Below are 25,181 nucleotides of genomic sequence, written 5' to 3' on the forward strand. Positions count from 1 at the left end.
AGCGGATGGCCACCACGGCCCCTCAACTCCGGGGCGGGGAACGGCCGGTGACCGGGGCGTCGCGGCGAGGCATGACTCGCCCCTCCTCATGTGGGTGCCCTATGCAACAATCCGGCGTCGACAGTGCATACGCAACGGTCAAGTGGATCTAGCATGTTGACGCACCAGTACGACCCAGCACAGCGGGAGAGACCGTGGCCGAGGCGAACGACGAAGCTGTATCCCAGGACGTGCGCAGCGACACGGCGCCCGCCCGCCTGCGTACCCATCAGGCCCATGGCGCGCGGGTCTACGACTACATCCTCGGCGGCAAGGACAACTACGACGTCGACCGTGAGGTGGGCGACGCGTCGCTGAGGGCGTGGCCCGCGCTCTCGACGCACATGCGCGAGGGACGGACGTTCATGCACAGGTCGGCGCGGTACCTCGCCGCCGAGAAGGGCATGCGCCAGTTCCTCGACATCGGCACCGGCATCCCCACCTCGCCCAACCTCCACGAGGTCGTGCAGGAGATAGCCCCCGAGACGCGGGTCGTCTACTGCGACAACGACCCCATCGTGCTCGCCCACGCCCGTGCGCTGATGAAGGGCACCCGCGAGGGGAAGACGAGCTACCTCGACGCGGACATGCGGGACCCGGAGAAGATCATCAACTCCCGGGAGCTGCTCGATACCCTCGACCTCACCCAGCCCATCGCCCTCACGTTGATCTCGGTGGTCCACTTCATCCTCGACGAGGAGGAGGCGCTCCGCGTGGTCAGGCGCCTGGTCGACGTGCTGCCCTCGGGCAGCTGGGTGGCCCTCACGGTCGCCACCGACGACTTCGCGCCCGAGGTGCTGGCCAAGGTCGCCAAGAACTACGCCGACCACGGCGAGCCGCTGAAGTGGCGCACCAAGGCCGAGGCCGAACGCTTCTTCGACGGCCTTGAGTTGGAGGAGCCCGGCGTGGTCCAGATGCACAAGTGGCGCCGCGACCCGGCCGAGATCGCGCACATCGCGGACTCGGACATCGCCATGTACGGGGCGGTGGCGCGCAAGCCGTAGCCGCTGCGCTGGCCTGGCCGGGGCGGCTACGAGCCGGACGTCCTCCCGTTTGCCGCCTGCCGGGGTGGCGCGCCCCCTTCGGGACCGCCCCGGCCGCCGCTCTCGCCGTTCTCCGCACGCACGTTGAGCCGGGGCGGCGGGCCGGTCCTGGGACGGGGCGCGCGTCGTTCAGCGGGCTCGCTCGCGCCACCCGCCCTACCGCCGCACGGGCGGCGGGCCGGTGCTGGCCCGCACCACCAGCCGGGTAGGCACAAGCGTCGTGCCCCGCTCCGGCGCTTCGGTGCGCAGCTGGCGCAGCACGCCCTCCACCAGCAGGCGCCCGACCTGGGCGAAGTCCTGGTGCACGGTGGTGAGCGGCGGCGGGAACGAGGCGGCCTCCGGGATGTCGTCGAAGCCGACGACGCTGACATCGGCGGGAGTTGAGCGCCCCTTCTCGTGCAGCGCGCGCAACAGCCCGAGCGCCATCTGGTCGTTGGCCGCGAACACCGCCGTGCAGTCGGGCTCGGCGGCGAGCCGCAGCCCGGCGCGGTAGCCCGACTCCGCCGACCAGTCGCCGCGCAGCGGCGGCGGCACCGGCCGCCCCGCCTCCCGCAGGGTGGCCGCCCACGCGTCCGCGCGCCGCTGGGACGCGAACGACTCGGGCGGCCCCGCCAGGTGCCACACCGTGTGATGCCCCAGGTCGAGCAGGTGCCGAACGGCGTCCCGCGCGCCGCCCGCCTGGTCGGTGTCGACGACGCTGTAACGGTCGCCCGCGTCGGAGTCGGCCACCACGATCTGCATCCCGGGCGGCAGGGAGACCTCCACCGCGTCCAGCAGGTGCACCTCCATGATCACGATGAACGCGTCGACCGCGAGCTCACCGAGCCGCGTGAACGCGCCCCGCACCTCGTCCTGCGTCGGCTCGGCCACCGGCATCAGCGTGATCGCGTAGCCCTGCTGCGCGGCCGAGGTGGCGATGGCCTCGAGGGTGCGCATGTTGCCCGTGGTGGACAGCGTGAACAGGATGATGCCAAGCGTGCGGAACTCGCCGCTCTTGAGCGCGCGGGCGGCCGAGTTGGGGCGGTAGCCCAACTCCTTCATGGCCGCGAGCACCTGGAGCCTAGTGGACTCGACCACGCCGGGGTGCCCGTTGGAGACGCGGGAGACGGTCTGCGACGAGACCCCGGCGAGCCGTGCCACGTCCGCCATCGAGACCCGGCGCGTCCGCCTCGCCACGGGGGAGCGGAGGGGGCCGCCGTCGTCGATGTCCACCGGCTCTGCCACGTTCGTCCGCCTCCAGGAGTCTTGACGCCCTTCAGCCAGCAGTGTAAACATCTCGCGTCGCCGATGTTTGCGTAAACATCCTCACTGGGGCACCGTCGTCGGTGGTCGATGTTCACGCAAACACGGCGCCTGTCGAACAGCAGACGAACGGGACTCCGCATGACGACGCCCTCACCGCCCGCGCGAGCGGGCCGCCTCGCCCTCGCTCAGGCCGGGCCGCGCCGATGGCGCCGCTGGACGGGGTGGATGTTTATCGGCCCGTTCATGGCCGTGTTCGCCCTGGTGTTCCTCGCGCCGCTCGCCTACTCGGTCTTTCTGTCGCTCTTCCGCGACCAGCTCATCGGCGGCAACGCGTTCGTCGGCCTGGACAACTACCGCGAGGCGCTGTCGGACGACCGGTTCTGGTCGTCCCTAAGCAGGGTCAGTCTCTTCCTGGCCGTTCAGGTGCCGATCATGCTCTTCATTGCCCTCCTGGTGGCCCTTGCCCTGGATAGTGGTCGGCTCTACGGCCGGAACTTCTTCCGGATCGCGATCTTCCTCCCCTACGCCGTCCCCGCCGTGGTCGCGACCCTGATGTGGGGCTTCATGTACGGCACGCGCTTCGGGCTGGTCGGCAACATCAACGACGCCCTGGGCACGGACCTGCCCGACCCGCTCTCCCCCGATCTGATCCTCGCCGCCATCGGCAACATCGTGACCTGGGAGTTCGTCGGCTACAACATGCTGATCTTCTACTCTGCGCTGCGCGTCGTCCCCCACTCGCTCTATGAGGCCGCGGAGATCGACGGCGCCGGGCAGTGGCGGGTGATCACCGCGATCAAGCTGCCCGCGATCCGGGGCGCGCTGGTGATCGCCACGATCTTCTCGATCATCGGCACCTTCCAACTGTTCAACGAGCCCAGCATCCTCCAGAGCCTGGCGCCCAACGCCATCTCGAGCGACTACACGCCCAACCTGCTCACCTACTCGCTGTCCTTCGCGGGCCAGCAGCAGAACTACGCCGCCACCGTCGCCATCGTCATGGGCCTGCTGACCATGATCGTCGCCTACGTCGTGCAGCTGCGCGGCATACGAAAGGATGCGTGAGCGGCATGAGCGCTCCCGCCCCGACCGTCTCCGCGCCGCGCCCCCGCGGCGGCGGGCCGCGCGTCCGCGGCCCCCGCCCCGCCGCGAGCCCGGGCCGCCGCCCCCGCCGCAGCGTCGGCCTCACCCTGGTCACCGGGCTCGTCCTCGTCTACACGCTGGTCCCGCTGGTGTGGCTGTTCGTCAACGCGACCAAGACGCAGTCGGGGCTGCTCGACTCGTTCGGCCTCTGGTTCGACGGCGACTTCGCGCTCTTCTCGAATATCGCCGACACGTTCACCTACGACGACGGCGTCTTCGGTCGCTGGCTGCTCAACACCCTGCTCTATGTCGTCATCGGCGCGGGCGGCGCCACCCTGCTCGCCGTGCTCGGCGGCTACGGGCTCGCCAAGTTCGCGTTCCCCGGCAAGCGCGCGGTGTTCGCCGTCGTCATCGGCGCGGTCGCCGTCCCCGGCACCGCGCTCGCCGTGCCAACGTTCCTGATGTTCAGCGAGATGGGCCTGACGAACACCCCGTGGGCGGTGATCGTGCCGTCCCTCATCTCGCCGTTCGGCCTCTACCTGATGTGGGTCTTCGCCTCCGACGCGATCCCCGACGAGCTGCTCGAGGCCGCCCGCATCGACGGCTCGGGCGAGCTGAGGACGTTCTTCACCATCTGCCTGCCGCTGCTCTCGCCCGGGATCGTCACGGTCTCCCTCTTCACCATGGTCGCCACGTGGAACAACTACTTCCTGCCGCTGATCATGATCAAGGACCCCGACTGGTACCCGCTCACGCTCGGGCTCAACGCGTGGAACGCCCAGGCGTCCACCGCGGGCGGCGAGCCCGTCTTCCACCTGGTGATCACCGGCTCGCTGCTGACGATCGTGCCGCTGATCGCCGCCTTTCTCCTCCTCCAGCGCTACTGGCAGTCCGGCCTGGCCGCGGGGAGCGTCAAGGAGTGACCCCTCCCCCGACCGGCACCCGACGGCAACCGACCGGCACCCGACCCGGAACCGCCCCCACGTGCCCCGACCACCCCGACCACCCCGACCACGAAGTGAGTTGACCACCATGAGCACCATCAGACGCCCACTGGCGCGCGTCGCCGCCACGGCCCTGGCCCTGTCCCTCGGGCTGACCGCCTGCGGATCCGACGACGGGGACGGCGGGGGAGGGGACGCCTCGCCCGAGGCCGTGCGGGCGGCCCTCGACGAGGGCGGGCAGATCACCGTGTGGGCCTGGGAGCCCACGCTCGACGCGGTCGTCGCCGACTTCGAGGCCGCCCACCCCGAGGTGGACGTCGAGCTGGTCAACGCGGGCACCAACACCGACCAGTACACCGCCCTCCAGAACGCCATATCCGCGGGCTCGGGCGTGCCCGACGTCGCGCAGATCGAGTACTACGCGCTGAGCCAGTTCTCCATCGCCGACTCCCTCACCGACCTCGCGCCCTACGGCGCCGACGACCTCGACGGCACGTTCACGCCGGGCCCGTGGAACGCGGTCGGCTCGGGCGGAGGCATCCACGGCCTGCCGATGGACTCGGGCCCGATGGCCCTCTTCTACAACCAGGACATCTTCGACGAGCACGGCATCGAGGTCCCCGAGACCTGGGACGACTACGTCGAGGCCGCCAGGGCCCTGCACGCCGCCGACCCCGATGTCTACCTCGGCTCCGACACCGGCGACGCGGGCTTCACCACGAGCATGATCTGGCAGGCGGGCGGCCACCCCTACACCGTCGACGGCACCGACGTCGGCATCGACTTCGGCGACGAGGGGTCCGCCCGTTTCGCCGAGACCTGGCAGCAGCTGCTCGACGAGGACCTTCTCGCGCCGATCACGGGCTGGAGCGACGAGTGGTACCAGGGCCTGGCCGACGGCACCATCGCCAGCCTGATCATGGGCGCCTGGATGCCCGCCAACCTGGAGTCGGGCGTGGCCGAGGGCTCGGGCTCATGGCGCGTCGCCCCGCTGCCCCAGTGGGAGGCGGGCGGCCAGGCCAGCGCGGAGAACGGCGGCAGCTCCCTCGCCGTCCCCTCCGCCGCGGCCAACAAGGAACTCGCCTACGCCTTCGTCGAGTACGCCACCGCGGGGGACGGCGCGGCCACCCGCATCGAGGGCGGCGCGTTCCCCGCGACCACCGCTGACCTCTCGTCGGAGGAGTTCCTCAACGCCGAGTTCGCCTACTTCGGCGGCCAGAAGGCCAACGAGATCTTCGCCGAGTCCGCGGCCGCCGTCCTCCCCGACTGGTCGTATCTGCCCTACCAGGTCTACGCCAACTCCATCTTCAACGACACCGTCGGCCAGGCGTATGTCTCCGGCACCACCCTCACCGACGGGCTCGCCGCCTGGCAGGAGGAGTCCCTCGCCTACGGCGAGGAGCAGGGCTTCACCGTCGGCGGCTGACCCAGCACCCCGCGCGCCCCGCGCCCCGCGCGCCCCGCGTCCCCGCGTCCCCGTTCCACGTCCGGGCGACCGGCCACCGGTCGCCCGGACGGCCGCGCTGCCCTCGCATCACCAAGGAGAGACCGCATGTCCCGCGCCCCGAGCCACCGCTGGCCGCGCCCGCTCCCCGCCGAAGGCACCGCCGCCCCCGGCTTCCACTACGGCGCCGACTACAACCCGGAACAGTGGCCGCGCGACGTCTGGCCCGAGGACATCCGCCTCATGCGCGAGGCGGGCGTCACCGTCGTCTCCCTCGCCATCTTCTCCTGGGCCCGCATCCAACCGGCCCAGGACGCCTGGGACTTCGACTGGCTCGACGAGATCATGGACCTGCTGCACCAGGGCGGTATCGCCGTCGACCTGGCCACCGCCACCGCATCCCCGCCGCCCTGGCTCACCGCGGCGCACCCCGAGATCCTGCCTGTCACCGCGACGGGCGAGACCATCTGGCCCGGCGCCCGCCAGCACTGGCGGCCCACCTCGCCGGTCTTCCGCGAGCACGCCCTCCGCCTGGTCACCGCCCTCGCCGAGCGCTACGCCACGCACCCCGCCCTGGTCGCCTGGCACATCAACAACGAGCTCGGCTGCCACAACGTCCACGACTACTCCGACGACGCCGCCCGCGCGTTCCGCGCCTGGCTGCGCACCCGCCACGGCTCGATCGACGCGCTCAACGACGCCTGGGGAACGGCGTTCTGGTCCCAGCGCTACAGCGACTTCGACCAGATCCTCCCGCCCCGCCTCGCCGCCTCGCACCCCAACCCCACCCAGCAGCTCGACTTCATGCGCTTCTCGTCCGACGCCCTGAAGGACCATCTGCGCGCCGAGCGCGACATCCTGCGCCGGATCACCCCGGATGTGCCCGTGACCACCAACTTCATGGTGATGGGCGAGACCAAGGGCATGCACTACGCCGACTGGGCCGCCGAGGTCGACTTCGTCTCCAACGACCACTACGCCCTGCCGGGCCCGCAGAGCCTCGACGAGATGTCGTTCTCCGCCAACCTCACCGGCAACATCGCCGGTGGCCGCCCATGGTTCCTGATGGAGCACTCCACGAGCGCCGTCAACTGGCAGCCCGTCAACGTCGCCAAGCGGCCGGGCGAGCTGGCCCGCGACTCCCTCCTGCACGTCGCCCACGGCGCCGACGCCGTCTGCTTCTTCCAGTGGCGCCAGTCCGCGGCGGGCGCCGAGAAGTACCACTCCGCGATGGTCCCGCACGCCGGGCCCGAAAGCGACGTCTTCCGCGCCGTCACCGACCTCGGCGCCACCCTGCGCGACCTGGCCCCCGCCGCGGGGACCGTACGCGACCCCGCGCCCGCCGCGATCCTCTTCGACTGGGAGTCCTGGTGGGCCAGCGAGCTCGACTCCCACCCGACGTCGAGGCTGCGCTACCGCCAGGAAGCCCTCGACTGGTACTCGGCGTTCCTCGCCCTCGGGGTGCGGGCCGACGTCGTGCCCACCGGCACCCCGCTCGACGCCTACCGCATGGTCGTCGCCCCCGTCCTGCACATGGTCCCGCAGTCCCTCGCCAAGGAGCTGACCCGCTACGTCGAGGGCGGCGGCCACCTGGTGACGACCTACTTCTCCGGGATCGTCGACGAGAACGACCACGCCTGGCTCGGCGGCTACCCGGGGCCGCTGCGCGACCTCCTCGGCATCCGCATCGAGGAGTTCGCGCCGCTCCTCGACGACGAGTCCGCCGCGCTCGACGACGGCACCAGCGGCACCCTGTGGACCGACCTGATCACCGTCACCGACCCCGCCACCGAGACCCTGGCCCGCTACACCGCGGGACCCGCCGAGGGCCGCGCCGCCCTCACCCGCCGCGCGGCGGGGCCAGGATCGGCCTCCTATCTCTCCACCCGGCTGGGGCCCGAGCAACTCCGCGGCCCGCTCGGCCGGTTGCTCGCCGCCGCTGGCATCGAGCGCGAGCTGCCCGAGTCCGCGGCGGGCCGCGTCGAGCTGACCGTTCGCACCGACGGCGCGAACGCGTTCTGGTTCCTCGTGAACCGCACCGAGGAGCCGGTCCCGCTGACCGGCATCGCGGGGGAGGTGATCGGCGGCGCGCCCCGCGACCCCGGCGCCCCGCGGCGCGTCCTTCCCCCGCGTGGCGTCGCCGTGCTGCGGCGCCAGGCCCCCTGAGCGGCCCTGAGGGGCCCTGAGGGGCCGCATCCGACCCGTTCTCCTCCGCGACGAAGCGACCAGAAGGGCACCACATGATGCGACGCACACCCCGCGGCCGAAGGCCGCGGACGACCGCACTCGCCGCCGTCCTGGCCACCGGAGGCGCGCTCGCCGCCGTGCCGGGGACCGCCCAGGCGGCCGACGCCGTGACGATCACCCCCGATCCCTCCTACCAGGGCCAGGAGTTCGAGGGCTGGGGCACCAGCCTGGTGTGGTTCGCCAACGCCACGGGCGACTACCCCGACGAGATCCGCGACGAGCTGGCCGACCTCCTCTTCGGCGACGACGGACTCGCCCTCAACATCGCCCGCTACAACATCGGCGGCGGCAACGCGCCCGACGTCACCGACTACCTGCGCGCGGGCGGCGCCGTCGAGGGCTGGTGGCGCGCCCCCGACGGCACCACGCGCGAGGACGTCGACTGGTGGAACGCCGCCGACCCGGCCCACTGGAACGAGAACGCCGACCTCACCCAGCGCTGGTGGGTGGACCGCGTCAAGGACGAGGTCGACCACTGGGAGGCGTTCAGCAACTCGCCGCCCTGGTTCCAGACCGTCAGCGGCTATGTCTCCGGCGGCTTCGACGCGGGCGCCGACCAGGTGAGGCCCGAGTCCGTCGAGGACTTCGCCGCCTACCTGGTCGGCGCGGTCGAGCGCCTGGAGGGCGCGCACGGCATCGACGTCGCCACCCTCGACCCGTTCAACGAGCCCAACACCACCTACTGGAGCACCCGGCTCGGCCCGGACGGCGAGCCCATCGGCGGCAGGCAGGAGGGCGCCCACGTCGGCCCCGCGCTCCAGCGGGACATCATCACGGCGCTGGCCGCCGAGCTCGACGGCGCGGACACCGAGGCCGCCATCTCGGCCATGGACGAGACCAACCCCGGCAGGTTCGCGGAGAACTGGGCCGCCTACCCGCCCGAGGTGCGTGACCTCGTCGACCAGCTCAACGTCCACACCTACGGCACCGCGGGCCGCACCACCGTTCGTGACCTGGCCAAGGCCGCCGACAAGCCGCTGTGGATGAGCGAGGTCGAGGGCGACTGGGGCACGACGGGAGGACAGGACTTCGAGACCATGTCCACCGGCCTTGGGCTGGCCCGCCACATCGTCGCCGACCTGCGCGAACTCGAGCCCACCGCCTGGGTGTTCTGGCAGCCCGTCGAGGACTACGACAACATGGCCCCCGGCGGCGAGTCCCCCCAGGGCGGCAACTGGGGCAGCATCCAGCTCCCCTTCAGCTGCACCGCCGACGACACCCTGGAGACCTGCCCCATCCGCACCAACACCAAGTTCGACACGGCGAGGAACTTCACCCACCACATCAGGCCCGGTGACCACCTCATGCGGACCGACGACCCCGCGAGCGTCGCCGCGGTCCACGCCTCGGGGCGCGGCGCCACGGTCGTCCACGTCAACGACGCCACCGAGGCCAGGGAAGTCACCCTCGACCTCTCGAAGTTCGCCCGCGTCTCCCGCGGCGCCACCGTCACCCCCGTGGTGACCGACGCCCATGGCGCGCTTGTCACCCAGGAGTCCGTGCCGGTGCGCGGTGAACGGGCCTCGTTCACCGTGCCAGCCGAGTCCGTCACCAGCTTTGTCGTGGATGGCGTCGCGGGCGTCGACCGCGACGCGGCGGAGATCAGGCCGGGCCAGGACCACCTGCTGACGGGCGCGGCCAGCGGCAGATCGCTCGCCGCGACCGGCGACTGCGCGGTCATCCGCGCCACGGACCCGGCCGACCCCGCCCAGCGGTGGGAGGTCACCAAGCTGACCAGGGGCGACGACAATCGGCAGCGCTACGCGCTCGGCAACGACGCGAGCGATCGCCGCCTCGCGGTGCGCGACGGCTCCCTGGTCCTGGAACCCGACCGGGGCCGCCCCGACACCGCGGCCCAGTGGATCGCCTCCACCACCGGCGACTCGACCTGGACCTGGGTCAACGCGGCCACGGGCCAGCTGATCGAGGTGGCGGGCGAGGCGACACACGAGGGCGCCGCCGTGTCCGTGTGGGCACCCAACTCCGGGGGGCACCAGCGGTGGGGGGTGAGCGGGGTGTGAGTGGGGGCGGCTACGGAGGGTCCGGTGGTGCGGGCCGCCTGCCGCGGTGGCTTGTTTCGCCGTGGGTGCGGGTCAGAGATCGGCACCTACGGGAGGGGGGCGTCGGGTGACCGGCCGTCCCGGTCAACGGGAGGTCTCGTCGCTGGCTGGGACCGTTCGCCGAACGGGCGCCGCCGCGTCCCTCGTCGGCGGCCGTCTTCCCGGTGGTCGCTTGCGGTGGCGCGCACCCATCGGGCCTGCCCTGGCCGCACGAAGCGCTTTCACGCCTGGCGCACGATCGGCTGCAGCCGGATCCTCGTCCCGCCCGAGTCCTACCCGAGCCGTTGACGGCACGGCGGCTGAGGATCCGGCTCACGCGGACCCGCGCCAGGCCGCGGCTGGCGTTCGTCGGCCTCTACACCACCGTGCGGCCGACCTGACCTGGCGGGCTCAGATCTGCACGCGCGTGCGGTGGCCGTCGGGCCAGGTGACGGTGGCCGCGTCGGGGCCCGCGCTCACCGTGGGCGCGGCGCCGTGCGGTGCGGCGCCGCGCGGCGCGCCGCCCCCGTCGAGGGTGACCAGGGCGGCGAACAGGCCGCCCGCCGCGGGGACGCCGTCGGCGGCGAGCCAGGGGATGGCCGTCCAGGCGCCCAGCGGCCCCGTGTCCCGTTCGAGCGTCACCCCTGCATCGGTGAAGCCGAGCAACGGGCGCAGGGCCGACCGCAGTCGGGCCGTGTGCGCGAGTGCGTCAGGCCCCGTGCCGGGCCGCTCGGCCGAGGCGATGGGCCAGCCGCCAAGGCGCAGCCTGAGCGGCCCCGTGGGGTGCTCGGCCGCCCCGACGCGCACCAGCCTGACCTCCACGCCCCCGCGGACCGCCGACGCCACGGCGAGCTCGGGTCCCGGGGTGATCGCCCCCTGGCGCCCCGAGCCATGGTCGGGCCCGGCGTCGGGCGCCGGGTCGACCCAGTGCGCGCGCCCGCCCGAGGCGGCGAGCAGCACGCCGCCCGGCGCGAGGCCCGCGTGGCGCGTGGCGAACCCGGTGCGGTGCGTCGCCCGTCCACTGCCGTCGACCAGCACCGCGGCGTTGTCGAGCGGCGCGTCCACCGCGGGCCCGATGAGCGGGGGGACGGTGGCGGTCGAGTAGCCGAGCCTGGCGTAGAGCGGGGCGTCGGTGGAGGTGACGCCGGGGCGTGCGTGGTCGGTGCCATGGTTGACAACGGTGACAATGCCGTCGCCGTGCCGCCCCGAGACGAGCCAGCCCGGCGCCTCGATCACCCGCGCGAAGTCGCCGCGTTCCACGGGCAGCGGCTCCTCCACCGCGGTCCACACGGGGTGGTCGGCAGGCAGGGCGAGGCCCAGCACGCCCTTGGCGGCCCAGTAGGGCGAGCCGGGGCCCGAGTACGCCTGGCGCATCCCGGGCCAGGCGTGGTGCCACCCCAGGGAGAGCAGCCCTTCGGCGTCGGGGGCGCCGCGGTCGGCGAAGTGGCGCACGATGCCGCTGGCCGCGCGCCGGATCAGCCCTGGCGGCAGGTCGCCCGTGCCGGTGAACGCGGCGGTCCACAGCGGCGCGGCGGCCGCGAACCGGTAGATGAGGCTGCGGCCCTGGAGCAGCGGCGAGCCGTCCGCGCCGATCAGGTGGACCGCGTCGTCGAGGTAGCGGGCCAGGTCATCGGCCCACCGCGCGGCCAGCTCCGGAGGGCACAGGGAGCCGACGACGTCGAACGTCCGCGTCCACAGCAGCGGATAGAGGTGCAGCGCCCAGCCGGTGTAGTGGTCGAACGCGCGCTCGTCCGCGCCGTCGGAGAGCCAGCCGCCCGTGCGCCGCAGCGAGGCGTGGACGGCCAGGTCCTCCTCGATGTCGGCGGCCGACCATGGCCCGCCGACCTCGCGCAGGAACGACTCGACGACGATCCGGAACCACACCCAGTTGATGGGCGGATAGGGCTGGCCCACCACGGTGGACAGCCAGTTGACGGTGCGCTCGCGCACCCCGTCGTCCAGCAGGTCCCACAGCCACGGCCTGGTGAGCGCGAGGATCAGCGCGAGCGAAGCGGCCTCCACCTTGGCCTGGCCAAGCTCGTCGGGGCGCGGCCACGCCTCGGGCGAGCCGGGGTCGGTGCCAGCGGCCAGCCCGGCGGCGTAGCGTTCGAGCAGCCCGGTGGGGTCGGCGCCCCGTTCACCGGCCACGCGGAACCCCGCGAGCAGCAGCGTCCGCGCAAAGCCCTCAAGGCCGTCGGACGCGGGCCCGTAACGGCTTGGCGGCCCCGGCAAGTCCACGCGCGCGCCCAGCGGGGAGCGGTAGGGGCCGACGGCGGCCAGCATCCGGTCGGCGAGCTCGGCCCAGTGGGCGCGGGTCCACCCGGTGTGGGGCGAACGGGCCCTGTCCTCCGGCGCGTTCACGCCCGCACCGCCAGGTCCGAGCGGGTGACGGGGTCGAGGGGCGGGTGGCCCGCGGCGTAGCGTTCGAGCTCGGCCAGCGCGGCCTGGGCCATCCTGCGGGTCTCCGAGCCGAGCGAGCCCGCGACATGCGGCGTGAGCAGCACGTTGGGCAGGTCGTAGAGCGGCGAGTCGGCGGGCAGCGGCTCGGGCTCGGTGACGTCGAGGACGGCGTGCAACTCGCCGCCGAGGCAGGCGCGTTCCAGGGCGTCGGTGTCGACGAGGCTGCCGCGCGCGGTGTTGACCAGCACGGCGTGGCGGGGGAGCGCGGCCAGCTCGGCGGCGCCGATGAGGCCCCTGGTCTCGGGGAGCGCGGGCGCGTGCAGGCTGAGGACGTCGGCCTGGGGCAGCGCCTCGGCCAGGGTGGCGGGCCTGGCCCCCGCCGCGACGATGGCGGCGGGGTCGGCCACGGGGTCGACGACCAGCACGCGGGCCAGGTCGAGGCGCGTGAGCAGCGCGCACACGCGGGCGCCGATGCGCGAGTGCCCCACCAGGACGACGGTGCGGTCGTGCCCCGACAGCTCGCCGCGCCGCTCCCGGTAGCCCCAGTCGGCGCGGAACTCCCTGGCGTCAGCGGCCAGGAACGGCACCTTCTTGAACGCCCACAGCACGGCCGCGAGCGTGTAGTGGGCGACGGGCTCGGCGTTGGCCTCGGCCGCGGTGGTGACCAGCAGGCCGCGGTCGAAGACCTCGCGGCCCACGTGCGGGCGCACCGACCCGGCCGCGTGCAGCACGGCCCGCAGCCGGGGCGCGGCGTCGAGCACGTCGGCCGTCAGGGGCGGGCAGCCCCACGAGGTGAGCAGCACCTCGGCCTCGGCCAGCCGGGCGCGCGCCCGGGGCGAGCGGAGCTCGTCGACGACCAACGGGTCGCCCAGGGCGGCGGCTTCGCGCAGCCTGGCCAGCTCGGGCTCGGCGAACTGCGTGGCGAAGGTGTCGTGCCCCATCACCAGCAGCGTCAGGGGCCCGGGCCCCGCCTCGGTCACTTGACGCTCCCCGTGGCGAGGCCCGAGCGCCACTGCCGCTGGAGCACGACGAAGGCGATCACCAGAGGCACCACGGCGAGCAGCGAGCCGGTGATGACGAGGGGGTTGTACTGCGGGAACTGTCCCACGCGCGAGCTCCACTGGAAGAGGCCGAGGGTCATCGGGAAGAGGTCGGGGTCGGTGAGCATGACCAGGGGCAGGAAGAAGTTGTTCCAGATGCCGACGAACTGGAAGAGGAGCACGGTCACCACGCCGGGTCGCATCATGGGCAGGGCGATGGTGAAGAACGTCCGCAGCTCGCCCGCGCCGTCCATGCGCGACGCCTCAAGCACCTCGTCGGGCACGGCCGCCTCGGCGTAGGCGCGGGCGAGGTAGACGCCGAACGGGTTGGTGAGCAGCGGGATAAACACCGCCCAGAACGTGTCGACGACGCGCAGCTCGGAGGCCATCAGGTACAGCGGCAGCGCGAGCGCGGTGGTGGGCACCAGGACGCCGGTGAGGGTGACGGCGAACAGGGCGCGCCGCCCGGGGAAGTCGAGCTTGGCGATGGCGTAGCCGCACGCCGCGCAGATCAGCGCGCCCAGGACGGCGCCGAGCCCCGCGTACAGCAGGGAGTTGCGCACCCAGAGGAGGAAGACGCCGTCCTCCTCGGCGAAGAGGTCGCGCAGGTTGCCGACGAGGTTCCAGTCGCCCAGCTCGAAGGCGCTCGTGGTGGAGAAGTCCCCGACGTTCTTGGTGGACGACGTGAACAGCCACACCAGCGGCAGCACGCTGTAGAGCGCGGCGATCAGCAGCAGGGCGTGTACGGCGCCGCGCGACGTCCAACGGGACGTGCGCCGCGAGGGGTTCATCGGGACCTCCGGGTGGACAGGCGCATCACGAGCGCCGAGAGCAGGGCGGAGGCCAGCGCGAGCAGCAGGGAGGCGGCCGCGGCCCGGCCGTAGTCGTTGCTGATGAACGCCGCCTCATAGACATAGAGGCTCGGGGTCCATGTGCTGGTCACCGATGAGCTGAACGACCGCAGCACCAGGGGCTCGGTGAACAGCTGGAGCGAGCCGATGACGGTGAAGACGAGGGCGACGAAGAGGGTGGGCCTGATCATGGGCACCTTGACGGCGAGCGCGGTGCGGATCGGCCCCGCCCCGTCCACGGTGGACGCCTCGAGCACCTCGCGGGGCACGGTGCGCAGCGCGGTGTAGAAGATGATCATGTTGTAGCCGGTCCACTGCCAGGTGGCCATGTTGACGATGGACGGCAGCACGCCGTCGCTACCCAGCGGGTCCCACGGCAGGGCGGCGTTGAGCGGCCCGATGCTCGGGCTGTAGAGATAGGCCCAGATCAGGCCCGCGATCACGCCGGGCACGGCGTAGGGGAGGAAGACCGCGAGCGTCCACACCTGCCGCAGCCGCACCGTCGCGCCGTCGAGCAGCAGGGCGAGCGCGAGGGCACAGCCCAGCATCAGGGGGACATGGATGAGCGCGTAGCGGGCGACGTTGGCGACGCTCTCGCGGAACGCCGCGTCGCCGAGCACGTCGGCGTAGTTGCCGAGCCACACGAAGACGTCGTGCGGCCCGTCGAAGCCGAGCCCGGAGAGGCGTTCGGTGAACAGGCTCAGATAGAGGGCGTAGGCGATGGGCACCAGCACGGTGCCGACGAGCAGCAGCGCGAACGGTGCGGCCAGGACGAGCGGGGCGAGCCGGGAGCGGCGGCGCGGCGGGCGCGTGGGTCCTGGGCTCGCGCCGGTCGGCGGCCTGGTCTCGGCCTCGGGGACGACGACGGTCATGCCGCACCCGCCTCTCGGACGGAGAGGCCGCGGTCGCGCATGGTGGCCACGGCGGTCGCGTGGACGGAGCGGACCGCGTCGGGGATGGTGCCCGAGCCGGTGGAGACGCCGCCGAGGGCGTCGGCGACGGAGGAGAAGAGGCCCAGGGCGTTGGGCCCCCACGTCCACTCGGGGACCCTGGCGTCGGCCTCGTCCAGCACGTCGTAGACGGGGTCGCCGAGGAACCAGTCGTCGGAGACGACCTCGCGGGCGACATCCCTGTTGGGCAGGTAGGCGGGGAACGGCGAGGTGAACGTCGCGCCGATGCGCGGCACTTCGGGGTCGGTGCTCAGCCAGCGCAGAAACGTCAGCGCGGCCTCGGGCACATCGCTCTCCTCGGATATGCCGAACGCGGTGCCGCCCTGCATCCCGTTGGCTGGCCGGTCGCCGCCCCATGTCGGCATGGTGGCCACGGCCCAGCGCCCGGCGTCGTCGGGAATGGACTTCTTGAGCGTGCCCACGCCCCACGCGGCGCCGAGATAGCCCCACAGGCGCCCCTCGTGCATCCCGGCGATCCAGTCCTGGGTGCCGGTGCCGCCGCTGCGGACCAGGTCGTCGGCGATGAGGTCCTGCCAGTACGCGGCGGTGCGCAGCGTGCCGTCGCCCGCGACGTCGACGACCCAGGTGTCGCCCTCGACGCGCCACCACGGGTCGCCCGCGCCCCACGACATGCCCGCGAAGAACGAGCCGTCGTTGAGCGGGAACGTCGTCAGTCGCGCCCGGGGATCCGCCTCCCGCACGGCCTCGGCCACGGCCGCGAACTCGTCCCAGTCGCGCGGCACCCGCACCCCGTGCCGGTCGAAGAGGTCCTTGCGGTAGTAGAGCGCCATCGGCGCCATGTCCATGGGAACGGCCCACGTCCGCCCGTCGGGGCGCACGGACCGCCACGCGGCGGGGGAGTAGCCGTCGGCGAGGTCGGCCATGTCGTCGGTGATCTCCCGCAGGCCGCCCGTGGCGAGCACCTGGATGAGGCCCTGGTACTCGACGTGCAGGATGTCGGGCGCGTTGTGGGCCTTGATGGCGTTGGTCTGCTGGGCGTAGCCGCCGGAGAGCCCGGCCGCGATCACGCTCAGCTCGACATGGACGTCGTCCTGGGCGGCGTTGAAGGCCGCCACATACTGGTCCATGCCGGTCAGCCACGACCACAGGGTGACCCGGGTCGCCCCTGACGCGGTGGTCGGCGACGAGCAGCCGGTGAGCCCGACGCCACCGGCGGCGAGCGCGGCGGCTCCGGCCGACGCGCGCAGCAGCGCGCGGCGCGACCAGCCGGTGGTGAGCGCCATTGCCTCACTTCCCTTCCGTGTGTCTGCCGGGTCACTTCAACGTGTGGGATAGTGCACGGTCAATCACCCCGAACCGAAACGATCAGAATCGATCACTTGCGAAGGTGATCACGAAAGGGGGCGGCCGTGTTCCTTCCCTCGGAACGCCAGGAACGCATCCTGGCCGCGGTGCGCCAGCGGGGCACGGTGCGGCTTGGCGAGCTCGTCGAACGCCTGGGCGTCTCGGCCGTCACGGTGCGCCGTGACGTCACGGCCCTGGCCGACCGCGGCCTGCTGCGCCGGGTGCACGGCGGCGTCACCCTGCCGCACCGCGGCGCCGCGGAGCCCGAGGAGCGCCGCACGCCGTTCGGGCCGACGGCCGCCGGGATCCTGCTCGGCATGGTGGTGCCATCCGTCGAGTACTACTGGCCACAGGTGATCCAGGGCGCGCAGACCTCGGTGAACGCCGCGGGGGGCCGCTTGGTGATGCGCGTCTCCAGCTACGAGCCCGGCGAGGACAGGCGACAGATCACCGCCCTGCTCGAACGCGGCACGCGCACGCTGCTCGTCGCCCCCGTGGTCACGGGCGCCTACGGCCTCGACCTGCTGCGCTGGCTCGCCACCCTGCCGGTGCCCGTCGTCATGGTGGAGCGCGAACCCCCGCCCGAGCTGCCGACGTTGGCCCTTGACGCCGCCACCACCGAGCACGCCCTCGGCGCGGGGCTCGCCGTGCGGCACCTGGTGACCCTCGGGCACCGCTCGATCGCGCTCGTCCTCTCCCGGCAGAGCCCCACGAGCCGGGCGCTGCGCCGGGGCTGGACCGGGACCATGGCCGAGCTCGGCCTGCCGCGGCCCGACGCGTGGCAGTTCGAGGTCGCCAGCTATGGCACCCCGGGGTGGGCCGCCGCCTACGACCACGTGCTGCGGCGCTGCCGCGAGCGCGGCGCGACGGCGCTGCTCGTGCACTCCGACCGGGAGGCCATCGGCATGGTCGAACGCGCCAGGGACCTCGGCATCTCGGTGCCCGGTGAGATGGCGGTGGTCTCCTACGACGACGAGGTCGCCGCCACGTCCGACCCGCCGCTGACCGCCGTCCGCCCGCAGAAGCACCGCCTGGGGCGGGTCGCCGCCGAGCTGGCCCTGGCCCGCGCCACCGAGGTCGAGCGCCGCCCCGTGCACCGGGTGCAGCTCTGGCCGACCCTCGAGGTCCGCGAGTCCTGCGGCGGCCAGGCGGAGTACGAGGCGGCGCAAGGCCGTTGACCGGCCCGTCCCGCGGGGAGATGGCCCTGGGCCTAACGCAGGCTCACGGTGTAGGAGCCGTCGAGGGGGCCGGTGGCGCCGTCGGAGGTCGCCTGTTGCGACAGGGCCGTCGGGGTCGGCGAAGGCTCCGCCGTCGTGTCCGCGTGCGGGGTGGGCGTGGGCGATCCGTCGCCCTCGTCGCCCGACGCGGTGAACGCGCCGCTGATGAACGCGGCCACGACCGCCGCGCTGCCGCCGATGAACGCCGCGCCGAGAGCCGTCGCCGCCCCTGGAGAACGCTTCCCGCGCTGTGCCGCCACGCTCCGCCCCCTTGCCCGCCCTGCTCTGACACGACGCTACTGCCCCCGATCGCCGCGCGCCACGTTTTGACGGTTCTCGTGGTTGACGGTTCTCGTGGTTGACGGTTCCTCGTGGTTGACGGTTCCTCGTGGAGAAAATGTGAGGGCGCGTCAGCCGGGGCCATACCCCCGCGCCCGGTGGGCGCCAGGCCGAAAGCGCACCGTCCGTCCCCCGGGGCCCCGGGGGACGGGCCGCCCCAGGGCAACGCCCGCCGACCCGGGCCATCGCCGGTCCGGGGTGGGCGATTGCCCGTTCACGGTGGTGTACTTGACCGTCGCACGACGCGCGGCAGCGCGCGAGCGCGCACTCGCCCCAGTCGTGGGTTACGCCCACGTTTCCGCGCGAAGCCGCAGGCTACGCGCGGGTTTCGGCGCCCGCTTCCTCGTGGTCGTCACGGGGTGTCGCCGATGAGATACGTGTCACATGTGTGCGTGTAGGCGGCGTGAAGACGCGCCGTTGACCAGCGGCGTTGTGGCGCGGTGGGGCATATTCCGGCGCCCGCGAGGCCGGATTCCGCTCTGTCGGATGGCGTCTTTGCCCGATTCGGGCGGTGAACGGGACCGATCAGGCGCGAAACGGGCATGCCGTTCGGGCCCGGAATCCTCGCCCCCCGACCGGAGTTCGGCGGATCGTACGGGAGCCCCCGACGCGTCGCCATCGCGAATCACGCCCCGCCCCGGCTGGTCGAAGGGGCGACGCCGGTTCGCGAACGCGCACGGCGCGGCGCCGCCACGCGCGGGCCCGCGCCGAAGCTACGTGCCGGTAGCGGAGTTCACCCCGGCCCGGGACCCCCGCAATGAGGCGGGGTGGTGCGGGCCGTGTAAATGCCGTTACCTTCGAAGCTGGTTCGGACCGCGCGCTGTCGCGGCACAGGCCCGCGCGGCGTGTTCGAATCACAACAGGCCATTACGGGCGTAGCTCCCTGGACGTCCGAGCCGAGCCGCAGGACACCGGCCAGCGTGCGGGTGACGTCAGGGCGAAGGGGACGAGGTCTCGTGGCACATGAGGTACGGCTCCACGCTTCCGGGCTGCCTCGCCCGGCACCGGTGAACGGTCGGCCCGAGTCGGCGGCCAGCGACGCGCTCTCCCTGGTGCTCGCGGCGGTGCGGCTCTCCTGTGAGCGGTTACTCGGCGGCACCACGGCATCCCCGCTCCTCCACCGCGCGGCTCAGCGGCGAGGGCGCGCCACCGGAGGGTGGCGCGCCCTGGACGCTGAGGCGGCGCGGTCCCGTGGCGGCAACGGCCCGAGGAGCGCGCGACATCCCGGCGCTTCCGGCGCTCCGGCCGCCTCCCGCGCCCCCGCGCGCAGGGAGCCGAGGAGCCCGAGCCGGGATCGCCTACGCGCCTGGACCGGCCTCCCGCGCGCCGGTCCACCGGCGCGATGTCCCCGCTGACCCGCGCCTGGCGCCCCGTCACCACGAAAGAGGCCCCGGAGCCGCTGACCGGCGCCCCGTGGCCCGCCCCTGAGCGGCGGAGAACGCCCGCGCCGCGATGACGCGCGTCACCGGAGCAACGCCGAGCGAACGGTGCGGCGCCGGATGTTCCCGCTCCGGGAGGGATCGTCAGGTCCCCCTTCGCTGCCCTTGCGGATGACCCGCCGCCGGGCGGCCGCGCGTATATCTTGCCTTACGCCGATCGGGGCGGTGCGCCGTAGTGCCGACCGATGGTGAGTTGTCCTAGGACTGGCCCGAGATGGAGGCGGTCACATTGATGACGCTCTGGTGCGTGGACCGCGAAATACGACTCATGCTGTACGGCGAGGTAAGCATGGTCGAACAGCATATGACTCGCGTGTATCCGGAGTTGGACGACCGATTACGCGAGGCACCAGAGCTGAAATTCAGTGGTCGGCTGGATAACGCCCGGATGGCTTTCGGTGAACACCCGTCCACCTTGCCCTGCCGCGCCGCACGGGCCCCTCACCTCGGTCGCAGGCGCGGCAACACCCCCTCCGCGAGGGCCGGGAGCGGTGCGCGACCGCGCACTCACGCGCGAATCGTATGCGGCGCGTCAGAGGTGCGGGCGTCGCGCTTCCCCGCCCCCCACTCGGACTCTCCCGCGAATCCCCGGCCCGGGCGGCGGGAGAGTGTCACATGGCGCCGCGCCCCCTCGCAGCCCTCACGGGGCAGCGTTTACCGAGATATGACTGAGGGGGTGTGACTAGGGGTTCCTAGGGGGTGTCCCTAGGGGTGGTGGCTAATACCCTTCCACCGGATAGTGACCAAAGAATGCAGCGGACTTCTGGATTGACAAGTCCAATGACTGGTCCGGCCACCGCTGGAAAACGGGCCGGCTTCGTGATGATGACGCCGACAGGGGGAAGTACAGCAGTGTTGGTGGAGCGAGCAAAGATCCTCGAACAACTCGACGACCTACTGATCCAGTCCGCGCGAGGCAGCGGCGCCATAGCGGCCGTCAGCGGCTCGACCGCGATGGGCAAGACCACCGTGCTCAACGCCCTGGCGGAGCGGGCCGTCGCGGCGGGCAGCACCGTGCTCAGCGTGGTGAGCTCACCGCACGAGCGCGATGTCCCCTACGGCGGGCTCGCCCAGCTGTTCCATTCGATCGACGCGCGTTTCCCCGGCGCCGCCGTGCCGGGCGCCGCCCTACCGGACACGGCCGATCCCACGGCCCAGGACGACCCGTCGGCCATGGCCCGGCAGACACACCGGATCATCGCCGAACTGGCAGCCGAACGGCATGTGTTGATCACCGTTGACGATATCCAGCACACCGACGCGGCGACCCTCGGCTGCCTCAGCTACCTGGCGCAGCACCTGACCCAGCTCCCCCTGGCGCTGGTGTTCACGCATGGTGTCTCCGTGGACGAGCAGCCGCCCCGCATCCTGCACGACCTCCTCTACCGGGCCAGCGTCCGGCGCTCCTATCTGGGACCCCTGTCGCGCGACGGCATCAGGGAGCTGGCGGAGCGGTGCACCGCGTCGCTCGCCGCCGACCGGTTCGTCGCCGAGGTCCACGCGCTCAGCGGCGGAAACCCCCTGCTCGTCCAGGCGCTCATCGAGGAGCACAGGCTGCGCGCCGCGCCCGAGCCGGGCGCCGGACCCCTGCCCCCCGAGGGCGAGGGCCAGGCCGCCAAGCCGTCCACCGACGGGCTGCTGCCGACCGGGCACGTCTTCCACCAGGCCGTCATCGCGTGCCTGCACCGGCTCGGCCCGCGCGCGGTCCGCCTCGCCCGGTGCGTCGCGCTGCTCGAAGGGGCGGCCACGCCGCTCCTGATGAGCAGGCTGAGCGGCATCGACACGGGCCTTGTGGAGCGTTACCTCCGGCTGCTCACCGGGATCGGCGTGCTGGACGGCGCCAAGTTCCGGCGCGCGGGCGTGCAGCAGGCCGTCCTCGGCGAGATACCCCACGACGAGGCCGCGGACCTGCGGCACCGCGCCGCCCGCCTGCTCTACGACAGCGGCGCCTCGCCCCAGACCGTCGCGGGCCACCTGCTCGACATCGGCCCCCTGCGCGAGGACTGGGTGCTGCCCGTGCTGCGCGAGGCCGCACGCCACGCGCTGGCCGACGGCGACGTGCAGCTCGGCATCCGCTGCCTCGAACTGGCCCGCGAGTGCTGCACCGAAGAGGCGCAGCGCGTCTCGGTCAAGGCCCAGTACGCCTCGGCCCAGTGGCAGTTGCGACCCGCCGACTCCGCCCAGCACTTCCTCGCGCTCAAGAACCCCATCCTCGCGGGCACGTTGAAGGGCGGCGAGGCGCTGCGCGTCGCCGACGGCATGCTCTTCCACCTCGACTTCGACGACGCCGTCGAGGCCATCGACCACCTCAATGACGGCAACGAGGACGCCGCCACCGCCCTGCACTGCACCAGGCTGCTGATGGCCTCGGAGTTCCCCGGTGTGCTCGACCGGCTCAGCCGCCCGCTCCCGCCGACCGCCGCCTCGGCGACGTCCACATCGGAGCTGCGCGCCCGCCACGCCCTGGCCCTCATCCTGGAGCGCGGGGCCGACGAGTACGCGATCGCCCTGGCCGAGCAGGTGCTCCAGGGCAGCCAGAGCAGGTCGCCATGGAACCTCAAGGGCTTACCGGCCGCGTTACTCGCCTTATGCTACGCGGATCGACTGGGCGCGGCCGCCGAGTGGTACGAGCGTCTGGTGACCGACGAGGCACGGCACTACGCCCCCATCTGGCGTGCGATGCTCGACACGGTCGGCGCGTTGATCTCGCTCCGCCGTGGACGCCTCGGCGACGCGGTGCGCCAGGCCGAGGCGGCCCATGAACGGGTGTCAGGGCCGAGGTGGAACGTCAGCGGCGCCATGGCGCTGGCGATCCTCGTCGAAGCCCACACCGCGATGGGCGACCACCAGGCCGCCGCCCGCTACCTGGCGCCCGAGCCGCCGCCCGAGCTGTTCCTGACCCGCGCCGGTCTGCACTACCTCTACGCGCGCGGCCGCCACCACCTCGCGACCGGCAACACCTATATGGCCCTGTATGACTTCATGGGCTGCGGCGCCCTCATGCGGCGCTGGAACATCGACACCCCCTCGCTCGCGGCCTGGCGCCTCGGCGAGGCCGAGACCTGGCTGCGCCTCGGCGACCGCGAACGCGCGGCGCGGCTTGTCGAGAAGCAGCTCTCGACCCCGGAGGCCGGTCTCACGCGGTCGCGCGGGATGGCCCTGCACGGGCTCGCGCTCGTCCAGGCGACCACCAAGCAACCCCCCATCCTCCAGGACGCGTTCCGCCTGCTGGAGAGCAGCGGCGCCCGTTACGAGGCCGCCGCCGTGCTGGCCGATCTGAGCCGGGCCTACCAGCGGCTGGGCGAGAAGGCCAAGGCGCGGCCGACCGCGCAGCGGGCGTGGCGGCTCGCCAAGAGCTGCCACGCGGAGTCCATGTGCCAGGCGCTGCTGCCCTCGCCCATGCCGAGGAGCGTGGGAACGCGGGAGAGCGCGTCCTCGTCCCGCGGCGGCGACCGCGAGGTGCGGGGCGGCTTCGGCGGGCTCAGCAAGTCCGAGCGGCGCGTGGCCATGCTGGCCTCCCAGGGCTACGCCAACCGCGAGATCGCCGACCGGCTGTTCATCACGGTCAGCACCGTGGAGCAGCATCTCACCCGCGTCTACCGGAAGATGGGCATCAGAAACCGCGAGCAGCTTCTGGAAGGGGTGCAGGCCGTCAGCTTCGAGACCGTCTGACCCGACCCATGTGCCCCCCAGCCGGGGCGTCGTCCGCCTGCCCCGTCCCCCCGTCGGGGCAGGCGGACTTCGGGCTTTCCCGGCCCTTGTCCTGAGGCGGTTTCCTGTGGCGGTTTCCGGTGGCGGCGCGCGCGGTGAAGAAGTCGCCCGGCCAGGCACGTTAGGGGCGAGCAGGGGTTGGGGGCGCTTTGTGTGCGTCCCTAGGGTTCGAGACAAGCGCGCGCCGCTGCGTCGGCGCCTTCTCTACCCGGAGTGGCTGTGGTGGGCAACCAGGAGAAGCTTCTCGACTACCTCAAGCGCGCGACCACGGACCTGCGCGCCGCGCGCAGGCGTATCGCCGAGATCGAGCACCGCGACCGCGAGCCGATCGCCATCGTCGCGATGGCCTGCCGCTACCCGGGGGGCGTTGACTCGCCCGAGGGGCTGTGGCGGCTGGTCGACGAGGGCGTTGACGCGGTGTCGGAGTTCCCGGCCGACCGCGGCTGGGACACCGAGGGCATCTACGACCCCGAGCCGGGCAAGCCGGGGAAAACCGCGGCCCGCGAGGGCGGATTCCTGTACGACGCGGGCGAGTTCGACGCCGAGCTGTTCGGCATCAGCCCGCGCGAGGCCGCCGAGACCGACCCGCAGCAGCGGCTGCTGCTCGAGGTGTCCTGGGAGGTCATCGAGCGGGCGGGCATCGACCCGCTGTCGCTGAAGGGCAGCCCGACGGGCGTGTTCGCCGGGCTCATGTACCACGACTACGCCAAGGGCAGCAACGGCGGCAGCATCGTCTCGGGCCGCGTCGCCTACACCCTGGGCCTGGAAGGCCCCGCGGTGACCGTGGACACCGCCTGCTCGTCGTCGCTTGTCGCCCTGCACATGGCGATCCACGCGCTGCGCTCGGGGGACTGCACGCTCGCCCTCGCGGGGGGCGTGACGGTGATGTCCACGCCCGAGATGTTCGTCTACTTCAGCGAGCAGCGCGGGCTGGCGCTCGACGGCCGCTGCAAGTCGTTCGGGGCGGGCGCCGACGGCGTCGGCTGCTCCGAGGGCGCCGGGGTCCTCCTCCTGGAGCGCCTGTCGGAGGCGCGCCGCAACGGCCACCCCGTGCTCGCGGTGGTGCGCGGCAGCGCCCTGAACCAGGACGGCGCGAGCAACGGCCTGTCGTCCCCCAACGGCCCCGCGCAGCAGCGGGTGATCCGCGCGGCCCTGGCCAACGCGGGCCTGTCTCCCGCCGATGTGGACGCGGTCGAGGCGCATGGCACGGGCACCACGCTGGGCGACCCGATCGAGGCGCAGGCGCTGCTTGCCACCTATGGCCAGGACCGCGACGAGCCCCTGTGGCTTGGCTCGATCAAGTCCAACATGGGCCATGCGCAGGCCGCTTCGGGCGTGGCGGGCATCATGAAGGTCGTCCTGGCGATGCGGCACGGCGTGCTGCCCAGGACGCTGCACGCGGAGAATCCCTCGCCCCAGGTCGACTGGGAGGCGGGCAACGTCAGGCTGTTGACCGAGCCGCGCGCGTGGCCGGTGGGCGGTCGCCCGCGCCGAGCGGCCGTGTCGTCGTTCGGGATCAGCGGCACCAACGCGCACGTCATCGTCGAGGAGGCGCCGCGGGCCGAGGACGAGGAGCCGGAGGAGCGCCGCGAGCTGCCCGTCGTGCCGATCGTCGTCTCGGCCAGGACGCCGGAGGCCCTTGACGCCCAGATCCGCCGCATCACCCAACCAGCCCCGGGCCAGAGCGACTTGGACCGGGCGTTCTCGGCGGCGACCGGGCGGGCGGCCCTTGAGCACCGCGCGGTGCTCGTTGGCTCGGAGCGGATCGTGGATGTGGCCGACGATGGCAGGGTGGCGTTTCTCTTCACGGGGCAGGGGAGTCAACGTCTGGGTATGGGGCGGGAG

Annotated in this window: 16 protein-coding genes; 9 read left to right on the forward strand and 7 right to left on the reverse strand. The window is 72.7% G+C overall.

The features are described from left to right. The first annotated feature begins 194 nt into the window (after positions 1–194). Positions 195–1,043 carry an SAM-dependent methyltransferase gene (locus DEH69_RS25430; protein ID WP_258534951.1) on the forward strand — a complete coding sequence of 283 codons (849 nt, stop codon included), beginning with the start codon at positions 195–197 and terminating at the stop codon, positions 1,041–1,043. A 195-nt stretch (positions 1,044–1,238) separates the two neighbouring features. On the opposite strand, the gene DEH69_RS25435 is transcribed toward DEH69_RS25430, so the two are convergent. After that, positions 1,239–2,231 (reverse strand): LacI family DNA-binding transcriptional regulator, encoded by a 993-nt coding sequence (locus DEH69_RS25435; protein ID WP_181727605.1) that lies wholly within the window; start codon positions 2,229–2,231, stop codon positions 1,239–1,241. Positions 2,232–2,465: 234 nt separating this feature from the next. Between DEH69_RS25435 and DEH69_RS25440 the strand changes: the two genes are divergently transcribed. The 5 genes from DEH69_RS25440 (at position 2,466) to DEH69_RS25460 (ending at position 10,066) form a co-directional block, all read left to right on the forward strand. After that, positions 2,466–3,392, forward strand: coding sequence for a carbohydrate ABC transporter permease (locus tag DEH69_RS25440; RefSeq protein WP_113689305.1), 927 nt, complete (start codon positions 2,466–2,468; stop codon positions 3,390–3,392). Between the two features lie 5 nt (positions 3,393–3,397). Then, positions 3,398–4,333 (forward strand): carbohydrate ABC transporter permease, encoded by a 936-nt coding sequence (locus DEH69_RS25445; protein ID WP_113689306.1) that lies wholly within the window; start codon positions 3,398–3,400, stop codon positions 4,331–4,333. Between the two features lie 109 nt (positions 4,334–4,442). Beyond that, positions 4,443–5,780: a sugar ABC transporter substrate-binding protein gene (locus DEH69_RS25450; RefSeq protein WP_113689307.1), complete on the forward strand. Its 1,338-nt coding sequence runs from the start codon at positions 4,443–4,445 to the stop codon at positions 5,778–5,780. A gap of 126 nt (positions 5,781–5,906) precedes the next feature. Next, positions 5,907–7,964, forward strand: a complete 2,058-nt coding sequence (locus DEH69_RS25455; RefSeq protein ID WP_113689308.1) for a beta-galactosidase — start codon at positions 5,907–5,909, stop codon at positions 7,962–7,964. 74 nt (positions 7,965–8,038) lie between these two features. Further along, on the forward strand, positions 8,039–10,066 hold the full coding sequence (locus DEH69_RS25460; protein ID WP_113689309.1) for a glycoside hydrolase: 2,028 nt from the start codon (positions 8,039–8,041) through the stop codon (positions 10,064–10,066). Between the two features lie 429 nt (positions 10,067–10,495). On the opposite strand, the gene DEH69_RS25465 is transcribed toward DEH69_RS25460, so the two are convergent. The 5 genes from DEH69_RS25465 to DEH69_RS25485 are packed head-to-tail and all read right to left on the reverse strand — an operon-like array spanning position 10,496 to position 16,569. Continuing rightward, complete coding sequence (locus DEH69_RS25465) at positions 10,496–12,445, reverse strand: DUF2264 domain-containing protein (protein ID WP_113689310.1); 1,950 nt, start codon at positions 12,443–12,445, stop codon at positions 10,496–10,498. Next, entirely contained in the window at positions 12,442–13,464 is a 1,023-nt protein-coding gene (locus tag DEH69_RS25470; RefSeq protein ID WP_258534952.1) for a hydroxyacid dehydrogenase, read from the reverse strand. The genes DEH69_RS25465 and DEH69_RS25470 overlap by 4 nt, the downstream gene beginning before the upstream one ends. Next, positions 13,461–14,315, reverse strand: a complete 855-nt coding sequence (locus DEH69_RS25475) for a carbohydrate ABC transporter permease (protein ID WP_113689311.1) — start codon at positions 14,313–14,315, stop codon at positions 13,461–13,463. The genes DEH69_RS25470 and DEH69_RS25475 overlap by 4 nt, the downstream gene beginning before the upstream one ends. After that, positions 14,312–15,247, reverse strand: coding sequence for a carbohydrate ABC transporter permease (locus tag DEH69_RS25480; protein ID WP_113689312.1), 936 nt, complete (start codon positions 15,245–15,247; stop codon positions 14,312–14,314). Before DEH69_RS25480 ends, DEH69_RS25475 begins: the two co-directional genes overlap by 4 nt. Then, positions 15,244–16,569 carry an ABC transporter substrate-binding protein gene (locus DEH69_RS25485; RefSeq protein ID WP_113689313.1) on the reverse strand — a complete coding sequence of 442 codons (1,326 nt, stop codon included), beginning with the start codon at positions 16,567–16,569 and terminating at the stop codon, positions 15,244–15,246. Before DEH69_RS25485 ends, DEH69_RS25480 begins: the two co-directional genes overlap by 4 nt. Positions 16,570–16,695: 126 nt before the next feature. Between DEH69_RS25485 and DEH69_RS25490 the strand changes: the two genes are divergently transcribed. Next, positions 16,696–17,808 carry a substrate-binding domain-containing protein gene (locus DEH69_RS25490; RefSeq protein ID WP_113689314.1) on the forward strand — a complete coding sequence of 371 codons (1,113 nt, stop codon included), beginning with the start codon at positions 16,696–16,698 and terminating at the stop codon, positions 17,806–17,808. 32 nt (positions 17,809–17,840) lie between these two features. Here DEH69_RS25490 and DEH69_RS25495 read toward each other — a convergent pair whose 3' ends face one another. Beyond that, positions 17,841–18,107, reverse strand: a complete 267-nt coding sequence (locus DEH69_RS25495) for a hypothetical protein (protein ID WP_113689315.1) — start codon at positions 18,105–18,107, stop codon at positions 17,841–17,843. Positions 18,108–20,483: 2,376 nt separating this feature from the next. Between DEH69_RS25495 and DEH69_RS25505 the strand changes: the two genes are divergently transcribed. Both DEH69_RS25505 and DEH69_RS25510 read left to right on the forward strand, forming a co-directional pair. Further along, positions 20,484–23,297 (forward strand): AAA family ATPase, encoded by a 2,814-nt coding sequence (locus DEH69_RS25505; protein WP_258534953.1) that lies wholly within the window; start codon positions 20,484–20,486, stop codon positions 23,295–23,297. 261 nt (positions 23,298–23,558) lie between these two features. After that, a partial coding sequence (locus DEH69_RS25510; RefSeq protein WP_147255843.1) for a type I polyketide synthase occupies positions 23,559–25,181 on the forward strand: 1,623 nt, incomplete at its 3' end.

Source organism: Streptomyces sp. PT12 (assembly GCF_003311645.1).
Classification (GTDB): Bacteria; Actinomycetota; Actinomycetes; order Streptomycetales; family Streptomycetaceae; genus Streptomyces.